This is a genomic window from Bacillus sp. Xin1 (assembly GCF_013314535.1).
Classification (GTDB): Bacteria; Bacillota; Bacilli; order Bacillales; family Bacillaceae_G; genus Bacillus_A.
In genome coordinates this window covers 1-15,543 of the sequence record NZ_JABUAE010000030.1, presented here as the reverse complement: position 1 = coordinate 15,543, position 15,543 = coordinate 1, and the positions used below count along the sequence as shown (strand labels likewise).

Here is a 15,543-nt window from a genome sequence, read left to right as displayed (position 1 = left end):
ATTGTCTAATATGCACTTTCAGATGTTGCCTAATTATATAAAAACCACTTTCTTAAGATTAGCATTCGAAATTTTCTAACATGTATATGTTAAAATAACTGTATACACCATATAATGAATACTACATATATTGTATGTTCACATGTAACATATCTAATTCTGTTAACAGGAAAAGAAGGAGGTGTACGTAAGGTGGAAGAATTGAAAAAAGAAGCGGCACTTTTAAAGGTACTTGCTCATCCAATTCGACTTAGGTTGTTGCATGTACTCATACAAAATAGACAGTGTACCGTTTCAGAATTATGTCACATACTTGAGGTTCCTCAATCTACGATTTCGCAACACTTAACAACATTAAAGAATTTGGATATCGTGAGCAGTAGGCGGAAAGAAGCTAAAAAATTGTATCAGGTTCATAATGAAACGGTGACTCGAATCATCCAGATTCTTTTATGAGTACAAAAATAATGTAAAAATCTACTAAGAGTATTCAGACTATCACCAGAATAAAACATAACAGGAGGGGAACAGGATGATTCAACTTACAGTGAAAGGTCAACCTTCTCATATTCGTCATTTAGCTCATGATCCGGAATATCTATTTGCAATAGAATTCCATGATGTTACAAAGCAAATGACATCTATTAATAAGGAAGAACAGTCAGTTAAAGTAACAGCACTAATTCGTTCAGAACAATGGAACCAATTATTACAGATGATCGCAGAGGCAGGAGATTCGTTAGCTGATGCAAATGAAATTATAATGGAAGGAACGATGGGCCACACTCCCGAAGAGGTGTATACTTTCGCTCCTGTCCATATTAAATATCGCTCTCATTTACAACAGAAGCAGGAAGAAAAAGAAGCTGAAATACGTGAGGAAAAAACGACAAGAATAGCTTCAAAAACTAAATCCACTGTATTCAAGCGTATAGAACAACTGCATGCAAAATACGATGGAGTTTGTCAAAGATGTGGTCAACGTTGTGATAAGCGAGTAGTATCTATCAAAAAAATACAATCCAAAATGGGGATTGTTTGTCCAGATTGCAAGAATGGAACAACATTTTTAATTAGAGAAGTGAAAGGTGAGTTGCAACAAGAGCTACTTCAAAATAATTTATTTTCTACAGAACAGGAAATGCTATCTTATTTTCAAGAATTTTGTTCTCAATTTGCACTTGTAACTCATCAAGAAACATATCGCATGTATTGGTCATGGGATAAGAAACAAGTATGTAGAGAAGTTCATATTTCAAACGAGGGCACTATATATAAAGTAAGACTAAATGACGGAGGAAGATGTATTCCTACAAAATTCCCACTTCAAATTACTATTAAAGAAAATGTATTTCAAGTGTACCATCCATCCACAGAAATGCGAATGGATAGAATCCGTGCATTATTAGATACACAGAAAGCGAGTATCAAAGAGGAAGAAATTATAAAACAAATTCAATACTATGAGACTAAGAAGACTTTTTCAGAGAAAATTATTGTTAAACGAGCAGATAATTCTAAACGATATCAAGTATTATCTGGATATGCAGCCTATGAAGCTGCAAAGAAGCTAAAACTTAGACATATCTATGTAACGGTTGTTGTTGATGTGCGTAAGGAAGTTGTGCAGAATACCTAACACAAAAATAGGTTTATATAAATTAGTTATATAAGCCTATCTTTGTTTGTTGAGGCTAATATATCTATATTTTTGGTTCTGGTGCAAAAAATTCAAGGCTCTTGCAAGTAATCTCCTAAACTTGGACATACTGATAGTATGAATCTAAAAAAGGTATGATCAGTATGGAAAAGGAAAATTTGTTTAAATGGAAACATTATCAGCCTGAAACTAATCTTATTAACGGTAAGGTGGTACCTACGGTACAATTTGAGCTTCCGTAACCTGGTAGAAATGATGGAGGAAAGAGGATTATCAATGGCTCACACCACCATTATGCGTTGGGTTCATCAATATGGACCTCAATTAGAAGAGAAAGTACGACATCATCTTAAATTAACAAATGATTCGTGGAGAGTCGATGAAACTTATATTAAAGTAAAAGGTCAATGGATGTACTTAAACGTGAAATCATACAAAATGAGCATGATGATATTTGTATATTTATATTTATCGATAATATATTCATTAATACTTGAAACACCCTACACGTTTCTCAAAATTGTGTAGGATGTTTATTAAACTTTAAATATGTCTCATCAGATCTTTTAATTCTTTTATTGAGAAAACTTTAGATTTTGCATTATCTATATGATTAAAAATAAATTCTATAGCTTCCCTAGTTCTTCCATATTGCAAGTCTAAATTAATAAGTCCAAGTAATCCCTTTGTTTGTAAAATACAATTATCATTTGATAGCATATTCCTTATTTCAGGTTCTTTCAAAAAATTGATGAGTTTATTTATTTGTTTTGAATTAAATAGCCTTATTATTTCATTATATATAGGCTTAGCTCCTGGAGAAACACCTTCGCAATACCATGTACCATTACCAATCCTACAAATAAGAATAGTCTTTATTAATTTATCTTCTACATTTGATAATATATCTGTCTCTTCATTGATATACTTCTTTATATGTCTAGCAATAGGTACCTCATGATGAAAATTATCATGATTATTATGTGTTTCTAATAATCTGTTTAATAATTCATTCAGTTCTCTACTTTTCGTTCCTTCAGATTTATAACTAATTCCATCACACTTTTCTAAAAAGCTGTTTCCAAGTGCCAACGTAGGCTCGTCGAGATTAACAGCAAACTGATCTAATTTAAATCCTATTTCATATTTTTTATTTTCCGGACTAACATCCCATACAATTGGTGCTAGCTTAAGTATGTTATCTCTCACATTTGGTAATGTATTCTGTTTAGTAAAAATGCTAAATAAAGTAATCAACAAATTACCCGAAATTCTTGAGTTTTGCTGCTGTAAATTTTCGTGTATCTGTTCTAAACGTGATTGATCTAAAACTATATTGTCTTTTTTTAGATTGACAATCAATTGCTGTACAAATAATGCAGCTTCCGATGGTCTATCATCAATAACATCTTTTACGCAAGTCTCTAGCCACCCTAAAAGCTCTAGCGTTCTAATTGTTTCTCCATTTGGGTGTGATGCACCAATATTATTTCTCATGAATAGAATATGTTTTAATTTTTCATGGAGAATATCTGATATAAGTTCTAATTTTCGGCATGTATCGACCAAAGTATTATCTTTTATTAAGCTTAAATCTTCAATTGTACTGTATGTTTCTCTTAAGTCTCCACCAACTGCTGCATCGAAAAATAAGTCTAATCCATAAATTTTTACTTTTTCTCGTAATGAGACTACAACTTCATTCCATAAGTAATTTAAAGCTGCATCATGTAAACCAATAGCTGAACTAGCTACAAATTTAGATAGATATATCGCATCTTTTTTAGTTTGAGGAGAAAGTTGTTGTATAGTTTGAGGTAAAATCATCCTCATCATTGTTCTTTCACCGTCTGGTGCTATAATTCCCTCATGTGGCAATCCTAAATCTTGCAAATAAAGTTCGAAGTTAGTAAATGGTAATACTTCATGAGATTTTGAAACTTGAATTTCTCTTTTATCTTCAGACAATTAAATCCACCTCTTTTTAATATTTTCTGTTATTCCAGCACAAGAATAGAATCTAGTATATTTATATAAATATTTGTTATATATCAATTACTTCAAATGTCTTAACTAAAAATTTGTTATTTTCGTTTATTTCTTCTAAAATCGGTCTTTCTAAATTAATAAAGTTGTATTTATTTTTTTCGTCTAAATATTTAATGTTTTCGTTTATTATAGAAAAGAAAGTTTGCCTTTTGATGGCCAAATAATACTTAGATAAAAAACCGAACATTTGCTCTTTCAATTCGGTAGCGGTTTCATTTTTGATAAAAGAGTCCATCGCAAAAGGTACTCTGATGTCTGAGTATTTATCTATTAAGTTAGCATAAAGAGTATATAATGCTAACATTTTTTTATTAGCATCCATTCCACTTCCTGTAACCTCTTTAAAACTATAAAATTTGATATCATCTAACTTGACACCCTTGAAATATAATTCATATTCATTTATTAATTCGTCGTATTTTTTCTTTATTTCAGCCCTTTTCTGATTACCCAATCTTTTCTCACTTGAAATTTTTTTGTTAATCTTTTTAATGCTATCAAGACTAAAATCTTTTTCATTAAAAAGATTTTGTTCAACTTGAATATAATTATTTGTTATTTCCTGGTTAACTCGATCTGCTATATAAGAATCTAAATCAAAGTATTCATTACTATTCTGTAATATCTTTTCGGTTTCTAATATTTTGTTTAGTAAATCATTCTTTTCAGCCGTTTTTTCTTTTTTTGTATATTCATATTCTTCTTTTAATCGCTTATTTTTATTGATTTGTTCAACTATTTCATATTGGTTATTTCTAATTTTAAGTCTCGTTAACGATTGTTCATGAGTCAATTTGGAATTACAATGAATACATGCATATTTTATTTCATTAAATTTATTATTATAGGATTTTTTTAACTTAGTTAATTCTGTAATTTCCCTACTGACTTGGTTAATTTTTGTTTCTAATTCAATGATATTATTATCAATATCAGCAACAAATTTATTTAATGAGCTAATCATCTTTAAGTAGTTGTTAATTTGGGGTTCATCTCTCTTATTATTGAATATAAAGTTAATGACATTTGCAGGTTTTGGTGATGTTGAATGTTCACTTTCTAAAAGATTGAGTGCTTCTATTTTTTTGTGAGTATTATTTAATTCTATCTCAATACTACTTTTTTCTATTTCTAAATCTATTAATTTTTTATTTGCAATTTCAAAATAAAAATCAAACACATTTTTTACAGTATTATTATACCTGGCAAATGAATCCGAGGACTTAGTGTAGACAAATCCATTCCAAGACTTATCTTGATCTACGTAAAACGGTAGAAGGATTTCACTAGCATACACATCAGATAAGAGCTTGCTTTTTTTATCTTTAATTTTTATAAATATATTTAAAAAATCTTGAAGCCATATAGAATATTCCTTTTCTGTAAGAGATTCTTGTTTGTCATCTATGTAAAATAAATTTTTATGGCGAGTAATTAAGTGTTCTCTATCATTATTTTTAACCTTTAGTTGAAATACCATATTATTAATATTCCAATTACTTGGCCAAATTTTTATACTATATCCTAAACAATGATAAATTGATTTAATTAAACTAGATTTTCCAACTGTGTTTGATTCGCTGGCAAATATATTTGCTTGAGGTTTAAAAGAAATTTTTTTAATTCGTTGATTTATATAATCGTAAATAATAATACTGTCAATAATCACTTATGCGCCATCTCCTACTATTTCATATTCACATAAACTTTCAATAGCAACCGATATTAATATATTTCTTTTAGAATCAGTAGATGTAAACCTTTTAACTAGATAATTAATAATTTCTTTATCTGAAATATCCTCTAAATCCTCAATCTGCTCAATATACTCAGTTATAGCTTCTTTCATACTTTCTTTTAAATTTGTTTCATTTAACTCAATCTTCAATCTTTCACTTTTTATTTGTTTTTTTACCAGTGTACTATAACCAAGTGATTCTAGGATGTTATCAAATTCATTTAATGATTTACAAGTAACTAAGACTTTTGACAAATAATTCTTATCCAGCAATTTAAGTTCCTTATGAACCTCGTCAACAATAACTTCTTGTGCTTTTTGATCAATCGTCAGAGACAGCTCAGCTATGATTGCTCTTCCTCTATTATTATCAACGGATATTTCAATTCCATTTAAACATCCTATTAAATACTTCTCTGCTTCAATTAGATCCTCATGAATAGGAGAGATAAAAAAGTAAAAATTTTCAATTTTATTTACTAATTCAGCTGGTAATGATTTAATAAGTTCTTTTTTTGCTTTATCACTTAATTTATAAAGTTCAGGACAAATTGATCCTGGTTTTTTAATATTTAATTGCTTTTTATCAGTTGGACCAATTTCCTTAACAATAATTTTAAATGTATCTTTTTCAGTACCAGACTTTAGATTTTTTTCTAAAATAGATGGTGAAAATTCTATGATATTTTTACCATCAGAATCTTTTCTTACTTTCTTATCTGGTTTATTAATTGAATTTAATGTATGTTTTTGTTTTTTTACTTGTATGAACGCCCTATAATTTTCGTAACTAACAACAATATCATCTTCTGCCTCAATATATATTTTAAAATCTTTTTTTTGATAATTATTGATTGAGAGTAATATTAAGTTTGCCTTTTGGAAATTGAATCCTTTGATTGCTTCCGCTCCACCGTTGTCAAATTTTTGTGCCTTTATAGTCTCTGTCATTTAAATCCTCCTTTTAAAATATATTAAAAGATAATTTATGTTAATTCTAATTTAACATAAAAATTAGAATAGGTAAGGATGATAAAGGTAAACAACATTATTATATGATTTTTTTCATAATAATCTAGGATTTTAGGAGATTGATACATACCATCAAAACTTATCAATAGAAAATAAGTTTTACAAAACATACAAAATGTTAACCTCATAAAAGCCCAGTGATATCAGTAAGCGTGCATGATATCGCTGGGCTTTTATTTGGATATTTAACGGCGTGTTTTACAAAGTATAAAAAGATGTAAACTTAGTTTTACTTTTTACATATGACCCGTCCTAAAAAGTGAACGAGCGTTTAAAAAAGGTGTACCTTTACAAACGGTTAAGGAACATCTATGAAACATTGAAGTATCAAGTTTATAAAGGTGGATTGAATTATTTTATAAACGTTTATTTTTAATGAATACCTTTATAAACAAAAATGGTATAATTGCGGTAACAAATACAAGGAGAATACAAAACGTGGCAAATATTTATGGATATATACGTGTAAGTACAAAAGATCAAAATGAACAACGTCAATTACATAAGATGATGGAACGTGGAGTGGAAGCTCGACGTATTTTTGTCGATAAAGCAAGTGGGCGACATTTTGATCGTCCTCAGTACCAATTATTACGAAAGATATTGAGTACAGGTGATATTGTATACATAGATGCTTTAGATCGTATGGGGCGTAATTATGATGAGGTAATTTCAAAATGGAAGTACATCACGAGAGAATTACAAGCCGATATTGTTGTTTTAGAAAATGAAACACTGTTTGATAGTCGGAAATTTCGTGAGATGGGAGATATGGGACAATTAATGGAAGATCAATTTTTATCTTTGCTTTCCTATGTTGCAGATCAAGAACGAAAAAAAATTCATCAGAGACAAGCGGAAGGGATTGCTGTAGCTAAATCTCAAGGAAAGCATTTAGGACGTCCACAACTTAACCTTTCAATATTAAACCAAAAACAATTATTTATAATAGAAGAAACTTATCCAAAGTGGAAAAATAGAGAAATAACAGGTGTCAAATTTATGGAGTTACTCCAACTGAAGAAAAATACTTTTTATAAAATAATAAAAGAATATGAAGGTACACTAAACCAGCTATAAGTTGGTTCTTTTTTGTACTTCTCAGTAGCTGGTCAGATTTCTAAAATAATACGAACTATTTTCTTAACGTACAGGGAACCGGTTAATTTGTGTCTAAAATGTGTCTAAACGTACAATTTTCTTTTTTTGATATGGTGACCCCTTATAGATAAGGGGATAATTTCCCCCCCTATCTATAGTGATGAATCACCAATAAACCAATTTAACCCCTTATTTCCATTAAGATAATTTAAATCGACGTTTCCAGACACTCCTGCTAATGTTCCTTTATCAGTGTATTGCCAAATATCGCAGGGAATAGAAGGTTTTTTTTCACCGTATCGTGGAATCCAAAGAAAGTCAGCATCTACGGATCCCATGTTATATGGGTGATAAAAATGATGTCCAGTATATAACCCGATTTTCCATCCCTCTTTACGGCATTCATCTATAAATGCTTGTGTGGCTAAAGCCATATTATTAGGATTTCGTGTTGTCTCTTCTTCCACATCAACAACTAAGAATTTTGCTTCAGGATCTACCCGATTCATAAAGTCTCTTGCTTCTACAATTGCATCATTTATACTGACAAATAGGGCATAAGCATAGTGAGCAAAGGGGATTTCATACATCTTACACCCCTTTATGTACTCTTTATAATGACTATCCTCCTTAGTTGAACCATATTGTACACGTATAATTGCTAAATCTAATTCTCTTGAAGCTGCCTCCCAGTTAATTTCACCATTATGATGTGAAAAATCAACAATTTTCCCCATTATTCCATTCCCCTTTCTAAAATGACTGTATACAAAATGAAAAATAGTAGGTTTATATAAAAGATATTTTTTAATATCAAATTTCAAAATATAGATAAACATAATTAAAGGAGAAGTAAGTTATTAGGGAACCATACAAGTCCCTCAATATCATCCTTTCTGAAGAAGCTAGAAAACCATCCGTTATCACGAGTAATTTTTATTTAGTACGATTTATCTATTTTGGCTTAGTGGTTCCATTTTGTTCTATAAAATCAAAAAAAGAGGGTGCAGCCATAGATTGTAGTATGGGTATTTTTTCTAAAATTTTAATTTTTATTTCTTGTGCAACATTGTCTCTTTCTTGTTTAGGGGTATTTCGTATGCATTTATTTATCTTTGGGGAAAACATCTCTATTATTTCTTCAAATTCAACAGCTGTACAATCTTTCATTATTAATTCTCTCCTTTTTTACTTTCATGGATTGTTTCAATTTTTTAATTGCACTTTTATGATTATAAGAAATGGTTTGTTCAGATTCTCCTAGTATTTTTGCAATTTCCCTATTTGTGTATTCTTCTAAATAAAACAGGTTTAGAATTTTTATTTGTTTTTTTGATAGCTTACAAAAACTCTCGATTAACAATTCATCACTTAAGTGATCTTTTAAATTGTCTTCGTTTTGTATGAATTTATAATATGTATTATCTTCATTGTCTAAAGTTAAAATGTCATATTGGGACATCGTGCTACCGTCCTTCGTTTCAATCGCAGAGTCTAAGTTCAAGACATTTCTTTGTTTATTGAGAGTTATTTTTTTCTGGAGGTCTATTGAATAGTAATGTATTAATTTACTAACATAATCTATCACTTTTATTTTTTTAAAATGTGATTTAAAGGCTTGATCTAAAATCTGTTTGTTTTCAGGTGTTGGATTAGTAATTGCTTCTTCAAAGAGATTGTAATTATATTTGTTTTGCAAAAAGCTACGAACAATCGGTTGCTCCATCTTTTTTTTGTGTTTACTAATAAAATTCTGAATTATTTTATTACTCATAAATACCCTCCTCGCTATTTAAAAAGAGAAATAAACAACTAAAAAATCAAAAAATAACAAAAAATACCAACAAATAGAACATAAGTTCTTTTTGTTGTATTATCCCATTATTTTATGTAGTAGAAAAGGGGGCTCTTACCCCATATGCAATTCCATATTATCATTTTGTCGAAGTTGGGAAGGTCAGAGAAATACAGATATATAAAAGCCTAGAAGAAAAAATAGAAGGAACATATAAAAATAATAAAATAAGAGGTTTTTGATTTTTCTCTAAAGATTAGCTCTTTAATTACGGAATAGAGATAAGGAGGGATTAAATTGACTAAACAAATCATTTTATATGGTCATGATGGTTGTATTTTTTGTGTTAGAGCTAAAAGGTGGTTGGAGGAAAATAATTTTGAATACATTAACAAGGACGTGACAAATGAGGAAATAAGAAAAGAGTTCGAAATGCACAATGCGGGAGGGATTCCATTATTTATTATTAAAGATAATGGTAAGCAGACTGAAGAAAAAGTAATTGGTTTTAAGGAAAGTAAAATTGCAGCAGTCTTGAACAAATAAGAGTTATTCAATAAATAAGAATATATGTTACGGGTATAGATTTTTAAAATATCATTAGGATAAAAGGTGATTGTGATTTTAAATAGCAATCATCTTTTTTATGTCCGTGAAGATATATAGAATGTTTTTTTTTTCATATTGTTTTTTAGTGTAGGTGATGTGATTTCTCTTTGTAAATTACAATACTTTTTTTGAGGGGGAAATTATGGTCATTATCAAAGAAAGTCCGGCAATAGTTGAGGAAGTATTTTATGAGCTAAAGGATGAACCATACGGAATTAATTTACTTAAAGCAAAAGAAGTTTGGGATGCTAGTAAAAAAGGCGAAGGAATTGTAATTGCAGTTATAGATACTGGTTGTTGCACGAACCATCCTGATTTAAAAGATAACATTATCGGCGGATATAACTTTACAAACGATGATTACGGGGATACGTATGTTTTTGAAGATTATCGCGGGCATGGCACTCATGTCGCAGGCATTATTGCTTCTAAAAGTAATGGAATTGCTCCTAAAAGTAAATTACTCGTTTTAAAAACATTTGACATTCATGGTACCGGAAATTGTGAAAATGTGATACGCGCCATAAAATACGCAGTGGATTGGGTAGGGCCAAGTGGAGAAAAGGTATCCATTATAAACATGTCTATAGTTGGTGCTGTACATAGTGAATATTTATATAAGGTAATAAGAGAAGCTAGAGAAAAGGGGGTATTATTTGTAATAGCTACAGGTAATGAAGGGAATGTCAGTTCAAATACTGTCGTTGACTATTATCCTGGATTATATCAGGAAGTGATTCAAGTAGGTGCGATTAATCAGTCTCGAAAGGCTTTACTATATTCTAATACAATTATTAATTTAGATTTCCTTGCTCCTGGAAATGGCATTGTCTCAACGTTTCTAGGCGGGAATTATGCAAAAATGACTGGAACATCTATGGCTGCCCCATTTGTTTCTGGTGCGTTCGCTTTGGTCTTAAATATGGTTTCTTCTCAAACAGACAATGCCGTAGTTTCATCGTACCTAGCATACTCATATTTAAAGATATATGCAAAAAAATTAGGATTTTCATATCTTGAGGAAGGTAGCGGACTAATACAATTAATTTAGAAAGGTGGCACGAGTAATATGGATCCTACCCACTTAGAACCGTGGTTTTCTGCAATTGGTAATTTTGGCTTTCCAGTTGCATTAGCTGTTTATTTGTTAATTAGATTTGAAAAAAAACTTGAAAGGTTAACGGATGTCATTGAAACATTAAAAGATGTAATTCGAATGAAATAATTTATTTTCACTTTGTCTTTGAATTTATGATTAATCGCTTCTCTTATAGTAAGTGTATAGCTTTTAAAGTAGGAGGGACATACATGAACGAAATTGAGAATGAACTGAAGAGATACAACGAATTAAAAAGAGATTTAATGACTGTTGTGAAATGTATAGATTGTTGTAAGGAAGATGATGTGTGTTTTTATCAGGATTTAGCGATGGTATATACAAGTGAGTTACATCGCTTCATTGACTTTATTGAAAAACAGTATGGAGTTAACATCTTTTGTATGCAAAAAAGAAATAAGATTATAAAAGATTGATTGAAAAATTAAAGATGAAATTTTGATTTGCATATTAAGGAGTTCTCTTTTATGTAATGAAAGGGAACATATGGCGACATAGCCAAGTGGTAAGGCGAAGGTCTGCAAAACCTTTACTCTCGGTTCGAATCCGAGTGTCGCCTCTATTTAATTATCTTAATTTTCCGAAAAAGTTAAACTTTCAAGAACAAATTAAAGATGAAATTTTGATTTTCGTATTAAGTATTTCTCTTTTATGTAACGAAAGATAACATATGGCGACATAGCCAAGTGGTAAGGCGAAGGTCTGCAAAACCTTTACCCTCGGTTCGAATCCGAGTGTCGCCTCTATTTAATTATCTTAATTTTCCGAAAAAGTTAAACTTTCAAGAACAAATTAAAGATGAAATTTTGATTTTCGTATTAAGTATTTCTCTTTTATGTAACGAAAGATAACATATGGCGACATAGCCAAGTGGTAAGGCGAAGGTCTGCAAAACCTTTACCCTCGGTTCGAATCCGAGTGTCGCCTCCAAATATTATTTATAGGGGGAAAAGATGATGGAAGAAAAAAACACAATTAGTTTCCAAGAATTAGAAGGGAGCAGTCTTGAAAAATTAACAGAGAAGGCTTTGTCTCATCAAAGTGTACAAGCTTTAGTTTCATATTCTGTAGATAATTACTTTCCACAAAAAAAAGGTAAGCAATTAAAAGAACTAATTACTGAAGCTCAAGGCTCTAAATACACAAGAGGTGAAACTCCTATTGAAGTATTAAGTTTAATGTTTGAAGAAATTAACACTAATGTTTCTTTTTCAATTGAAGGGACAGAACTGAAAGTTACTGGAAATATTTTTGTTGATGGTTTGTCTCATTCCTTACAGGCTATAGCGGAAAAAGTATATCCTATTTTATCTCTTAAAGCTCAAGAAAATGGTTATGAAGTAGATTGGCATGAAAACCCATTATACGACTCAGAAGAATTGAAAAATATTAAATTTATCGATGCTGCACAAGAAACAGAAGGTGCTTCTATCCAAATTTCTAAATGCTCAGTATGTTCAGGAGTATGTAACTTTATTCAAGGTATGTCTTGTGGTTTAACTGGTACGATGGCATGTAGTGTTGCTTGTGCCGCTATTGGAGGACCAGCATGTATACTTATTTGTGGAGCGATTTGGGGAGTAAAATGTTTCTCTGATAATTACTTGATCTGCGGTCCTACATGTAAACGTTTAGGGTACTGCTAAAATAACATACTCCCTCCTACATTTTAGTGTTACAATCATTATTATAAAGGGAGGGAGAATATGTTTACCTATAAAAGATACTTTTTTATATTGTTTATAGTTTTTTTTATAAGTCTTTTTATTAGCATCAGTCTAAATTACAGTATCTTCGTTAGATTTTCAATATTCTTATTAGTTTATGGTTTTTTATATGTTATTTTATTATTTGCCCCACTAAAGTTAAGTGAGAAACTGCTAATATTTGATGAATATGTTACTTGGATAAAGCGTGGAGGAAAAATTTAATATTGTATCTTCACCTCATTGATATATGATCTATTTACTATTTTAAACTGTACCCCGAATTATGGATTTTTTTAAAGTCCATAATTTGGGGTTTTATTATATTGTTATGACATTTTTTTTAGAAGCATCAATTTAGTTAAGGTGAAAAAGAAACTTATGCTTAATAAATATCTAAAAGATACAAATATGACATGAAGTATTCAGATGTCAATTTTAAGAGGAAAGTAGAAAGAAAAGAATTAAATGGGATTATATCTTTTTGAGGAGTAATTATGATTACTAAGAACAATATCCTCTTTTTATAATAAAAGATTTAGAATGGGGTTGATGCGGTTGGTTAATGAAGGGTTAGTTTTATCTACTAATACAAATGATATAGTTCCTACTGGTGTGAATATGATTAAAGCCCCAATGATGTGGGAGAAAGCTAATTATGGAAAAGGAGTAGTCATTGCTATTTTAGATACTGGATGTCAAATTGATCATCCAGACCTAGCTGAAAACATTATAGGTGGGAGAAATTTCACATCCGATTATGGAGGGGATATTAAAAATTTTTCAGACAATAATTCGCATGGCACTCATGTTGCTGGAATCATTGCTGCAGCGAAAAATGGAAAAGGAGTAATTGGAGTAGCTCCTAAAGCAAGTTTACTTATTTTAAAAATTGTTAACGGTGATGGACAAACAAAATACCAATCAATTATTGATGCAATTCATTATGCTATTAATTGGCGTGGGGAAGATGGTAAGAGAGTAAGAGTTATGATGATGTCCTTAGGGGGGAAAAAGGATGATGTAAATTTATACAATGCGGTTAAATTTGCTATAAGCCAACAGATTTTAATAGTGTGTGCCGCGGGGAATTATGGGGATGGAAATTTTGATACTACAGAAAAGATATATCCAGGTGCATACAAGGAAGTTGTTCAAGTGGGAGCGGTAAATTCTAAAAAAGAGATTGAATATTTTTCTAATACCAATAATCAAATTGACTTGGTTGCTCCAGGTCGAGATGTTTTATCATCTATTCCAGGGAGTGGATATAAAACTCTTTCAGGTACATCTATGGCCGCCCCTCACGTTGCTGGAGCAGCAGCTTTAATAATTAACATTACAGAAAAAGAATTTAAAAGAACTATGACCGGGGCTGAAATCTATGCACAAATAATTAAACGTACGGTTTCTTTGGGATTGGATGCTAGTGCTGAAGGCAGTGGGTTATTAGACCTATCAAAATAAAAATATAATAATGTATATAGTCAGTTTTAGTGGTTTTGGTGCAAGGATTGCATTTATTGAATAAGATGTATAGATTCCTAATGTAATCTGTTCTTATGCAGAAATTCCAAATAGTTGATGAATGAACTTCAATTGATTTTGGACAGACTTGCCCCGTAAAGCAAGTTGTCCTTTTTTAATAATATGCATCGCTTCTATCCCCGAAAGAATAGATTTAGCTGTACGAACAAATTTCAATCCTAACATCGAACGAACTCTCTTTTTAATAAAACAATGATCTTGTTCCACAATGTTATTAAGATATTTTACCTGCCTTATTTGGATGCCTACGGGCATCTTTTTCTTTTTCTTTAACTCTTCAATCGCAATAGGATAGGCTGGGTTCTTATCCAATGTGATAACACGGGGTTTTGAAACATGAAAAAACCGCAAAACTTTCTTGAAAAAGAACTTTGCATTAGAACCTTTTTAGTATTCCTCTAAAGAAAAAGAAAACTAGGATTACTAGTTTTCTTTTTTCAACTCTATATACTCGAAAAAACCTAGTGGTTTTTTAACAGCTGCTTCTTTAGCTTTTTTAAGTTCATGCTCAATACTTTTGATATATTCATTATTTTTTTCATTTGTTTGCATTTTTATTAAATGATCATTATTTATTTTGCGCATTTTCGTCCCCCTTTTATAATTATAGTGCAATTAAAATTTTCCAGTCCAAAATAGAACTTTTGTTTTTATTTTTTCACTCTATGACTAAGCTAAGGGAGATTCTTGTAGGACATTTTTAAATTATGTTGGCGAGAAATTGAAGTGTGTAAATTAAGAAAAGAGCGAAAATTTAAAGGTTTTAAATTACTAGTGCTGCGTAAATGAAGATTAAAATTCGAATTGTTGATTCTCATAAAATTTTCTAAAAGAGAACGCCTGTCTGTTCAAAAGAGTAGCTCTAATGATGAGGTTCTCCATATAAGAAAATACAAGATATTCCTCGTTCATTTTTACTTATATGTAAAGTGATATAAATGCTTGTCATTTAACTTTTTAGTTATGCCCCTCCTTACATTGAATTTTTTACTATAAGTAGTTCGTAACTACTTAGTAAAAAACCTTCCTAAAAAAAATCGTATAACGTATTTATATACGGTTTACATAATGGGTCCTGTTGCAAAGTTTGAAAAAAGCATAAACAGATTGGTAAATGAGGAACGATGTTTAGAAAGTAGCTAGTAATTGTTGAAGTTCATTGTACGTTGAAAAGGCGGAGTCTTTTTG

16 protein-coding genes, 3 tRNA genes and 2 pseudogenes are annotated in these 15,543 nt (G+C 30.5%); 13 read left to right on the top strand and 8 right to left on the bottom strand.

The annotated features are described in order from the left end of the window. The first annotated feature begins 192 nt into the window (after positions 1 to 192). From HRG09_RS20785 to HRG09_RS20775, 3 genes and pseudogenes are all read left to right on the top strand, one after another. Positions 193 to 456, top strand: a complete 264-nt coding sequence (locus HRG09_RS20785; RefSeq protein ID WP_174102752.1) for an ArsR/SmtB family transcription factor — start codon at positions 193 to 195, stop codon at positions 454 to 456. A gap of 76 nt (positions 457 to 532) precedes the next feature. Next, complete coding sequence (locus HRG09_RS20780; protein ID WP_174102751.1) at positions 533 to 1,639, top strand: hypothetical protein; 1,107 nt, start codon at positions 533 to 535, stop codon at positions 1,637 to 1,639. A 164-nt stretch (positions 1,640 to 1,803) separates the two neighbouring features. After that, positions 1,804 to 2,080: pseudogene (locus HRG09_RS20775) on the top strand (IS6 family transposase); the annotation flags it as partial. Positions 2,081 to 2,203: 123 nt separating this feature from the next. Here HRG09_RS20775 and HRG09_RS20770 read toward each other — a convergent pair. From HRG09_RS20770 to HRG09_RS20760, 3 genes are all read right to left on the bottom strand, one after another. Next, positions 2,204 to 3,628 carry a hypothetical protein gene (locus HRG09_RS20770; protein ID WP_174102750.1) on the bottom strand — a complete coding sequence of 475 codons (1,425 nt, stop codon included), beginning with the start codon at positions 3,626 to 3,628 and terminating at the stop codon, positions 2,204 to 2,206. 76 nt (positions 3,629 to 3,704) lie between these two features. Then, a complete protein-coding gene (locus HRG09_RS20765; RefSeq protein ID WP_174102749.1) occupies positions 3,705 to 5,378 on the bottom strand; it encodes a hypothetical protein in 1,674 nt (557 codons plus the stop codon). Continuing rightward, entirely contained in the window at positions 5,379 to 6,398 is a 1,020-nt protein-coding gene (locus tag HRG09_RS20760) for a dsDNA nuclease domain-containing protein (RefSeq protein WP_174102748.1), read from the bottom strand. 456 nt (positions 6,399 to 6,854) lie between these two features. Between HRG09_RS20760 and HRG09_RS20755 the strand changes: the two genes are divergently transcribed. Then, positions 6,855 to 7,559, top strand: coding sequence for a recombinase family protein (locus HRG09_RS20755; protein ID WP_174102747.1), 705 nt, complete (start codon positions 6,855 to 6,857; stop codon positions 7,557 to 7,559). Positions 7,560 to 7,732: 173 nt separating this feature from the next. Here HRG09_RS20755 and HRG09_RS20750 read toward each other — a convergent pair whose 3' ends face one another. The 3 genes from HRG09_RS20750 to HRG09_RS20740 all read right to left on the bottom strand — a co-directional run bounded on the left by HRG09_RS20750 (position 7,733) and on the right by HRG09_RS20740 (position 9,354). Next, on the bottom strand, positions 7,733 to 8,317 hold the full coding sequence (locus HRG09_RS20750; protein ID WP_174102746.1) for a glycoside hydrolase family 25 protein: 585 nt from the start codon (positions 8,315 to 8,317) through the stop codon (positions 7,733 to 7,735). 217 nt (positions 8,318 to 8,534) lie between these two features. Continuing rightward, entirely contained in the window at positions 8,535 to 8,750 is a 216-nt protein-coding gene (locus HRG09_RS20745; protein ID WP_174102745.1) for a hypothetical protein, read from the bottom strand. Beyond that, positions 8,728 to 9,354 carry a sigma-70 family RNA polymerase sigma factor gene (locus HRG09_RS20740; RefSeq protein WP_174102744.1) on the bottom strand — a complete coding sequence of 209 codons (627 nt, stop codon included), beginning with the start codon at positions 9,352 to 9,354 and terminating at the stop codon, positions 8,728 to 8,730. The genes HRG09_RS20745 and HRG09_RS20740 overlap by 23 nt, the downstream gene beginning before the upstream one ends. A gap of 318 nt (positions 9,355 to 9,672) precedes the next feature. Here HRG09_RS20740 and HRG09_RS20735 point away from each other — a divergent pair, with 318 nt between their 5' ends. The 9 genes from HRG09_RS20735 (at position 9,673) to HRG09_RS20695 (ending at position 14,274) form a co-directional block, all read left to right on the top strand. Next, positions 9,673 to 9,921, top strand: a complete 249-nt coding sequence (locus HRG09_RS20735) for a glutaredoxin family protein (protein ID WP_174102743.1) — start codon at positions 9,673 to 9,675, stop codon at positions 9,919 to 9,921. Between the two features lie 205 nt (positions 9,922 to 10,126). Then, a complete protein-coding gene (locus HRG09_RS20730) occupies positions 10,127 to 11,035 on the top strand; it encodes a S8 family peptidase (RefSeq protein WP_174102742.1) in 909 nt (302 codons plus the stop codon). A gap of 18 nt (positions 11,036 to 11,053) precedes the next feature. Next, a complete protein-coding gene (locus HRG09_RS20725; protein WP_016716676.1) occupies positions 11,054 to 11,209 on the top strand; it encodes a YvrJ family protein in 156 nt (51 codons plus the stop codon). An 83-nt stretch (positions 11,210 to 11,292) separates the two neighbouring features. Continuing rightward, positions 11,293 to 11,517, top strand: a complete 225-nt coding sequence (locus tag HRG09_RS20720) for a hypothetical protein (protein ID WP_174102741.1) — start codon at positions 11,293 to 11,295, stop codon at positions 11,515 to 11,517. A gap of 72 nt (positions 11,518 to 11,589) precedes the next feature. Beyond that, positions 11,590 to 11,660: transfer RNA gene (locus tag HRG09_RS20715), tRNA-Cys, on the top strand. 113 nt (positions 11,661 to 11,773) lie between these two features. Continuing rightward, positions 11,774 to 11,844: transfer RNA gene (locus HRG09_RS20710), tRNA-Cys, on the top strand. Positions 11,845 to 11,957: 113 nt separating this feature from the next. Then, a tRNA-Cys gene (locus HRG09_RS20705) sits at positions 11,958 to 12,031 on the top strand. Between the two features lie 26 nt (positions 12,032 to 12,057). After that, positions 12,058 to 12,747: a hypothetical protein gene (locus tag HRG09_RS20700; RefSeq protein WP_174102740.1), complete on the top strand. Its 690-nt coding sequence runs from the start codon at positions 12,058 to 12,060 to the stop codon at positions 12,745 to 12,747. A 573-nt stretch (positions 12,748 to 13,320) separates the two neighbouring features. After that, on the top strand, positions 13,321 to 14,274 hold the full coding sequence (locus HRG09_RS20695; RefSeq protein WP_174102796.1) for a S8 family peptidase: 954 nt from the start codon (positions 13,321 to 13,323) through the stop codon (positions 14,272 to 14,274). A gap of 93 nt (positions 14,275 to 14,367) precedes the next feature. Here HRG09_RS20695 and HRG09_RS20690 read toward each other — a convergent pair. Next, positions 14,368 to 14,730: pseudogene (locus tag HRG09_RS20690) on the bottom strand (DDE-type integrase/transposase/recombinase); the annotation flags it as partial. A gap of 48 nt (positions 14,731 to 14,778) precedes the next feature. Next, positions 14,779 to 14,940, bottom strand: a complete 162-nt coding sequence (locus tag HRG09_RS20685; protein ID WP_174102739.1) for a hypothetical protein — start codon at positions 14,938 to 14,940, stop codon at positions 14,779 to 14,781. Between the last annotated feature and the right edge of the window lie 603 nt (positions 14,941 to 15,543).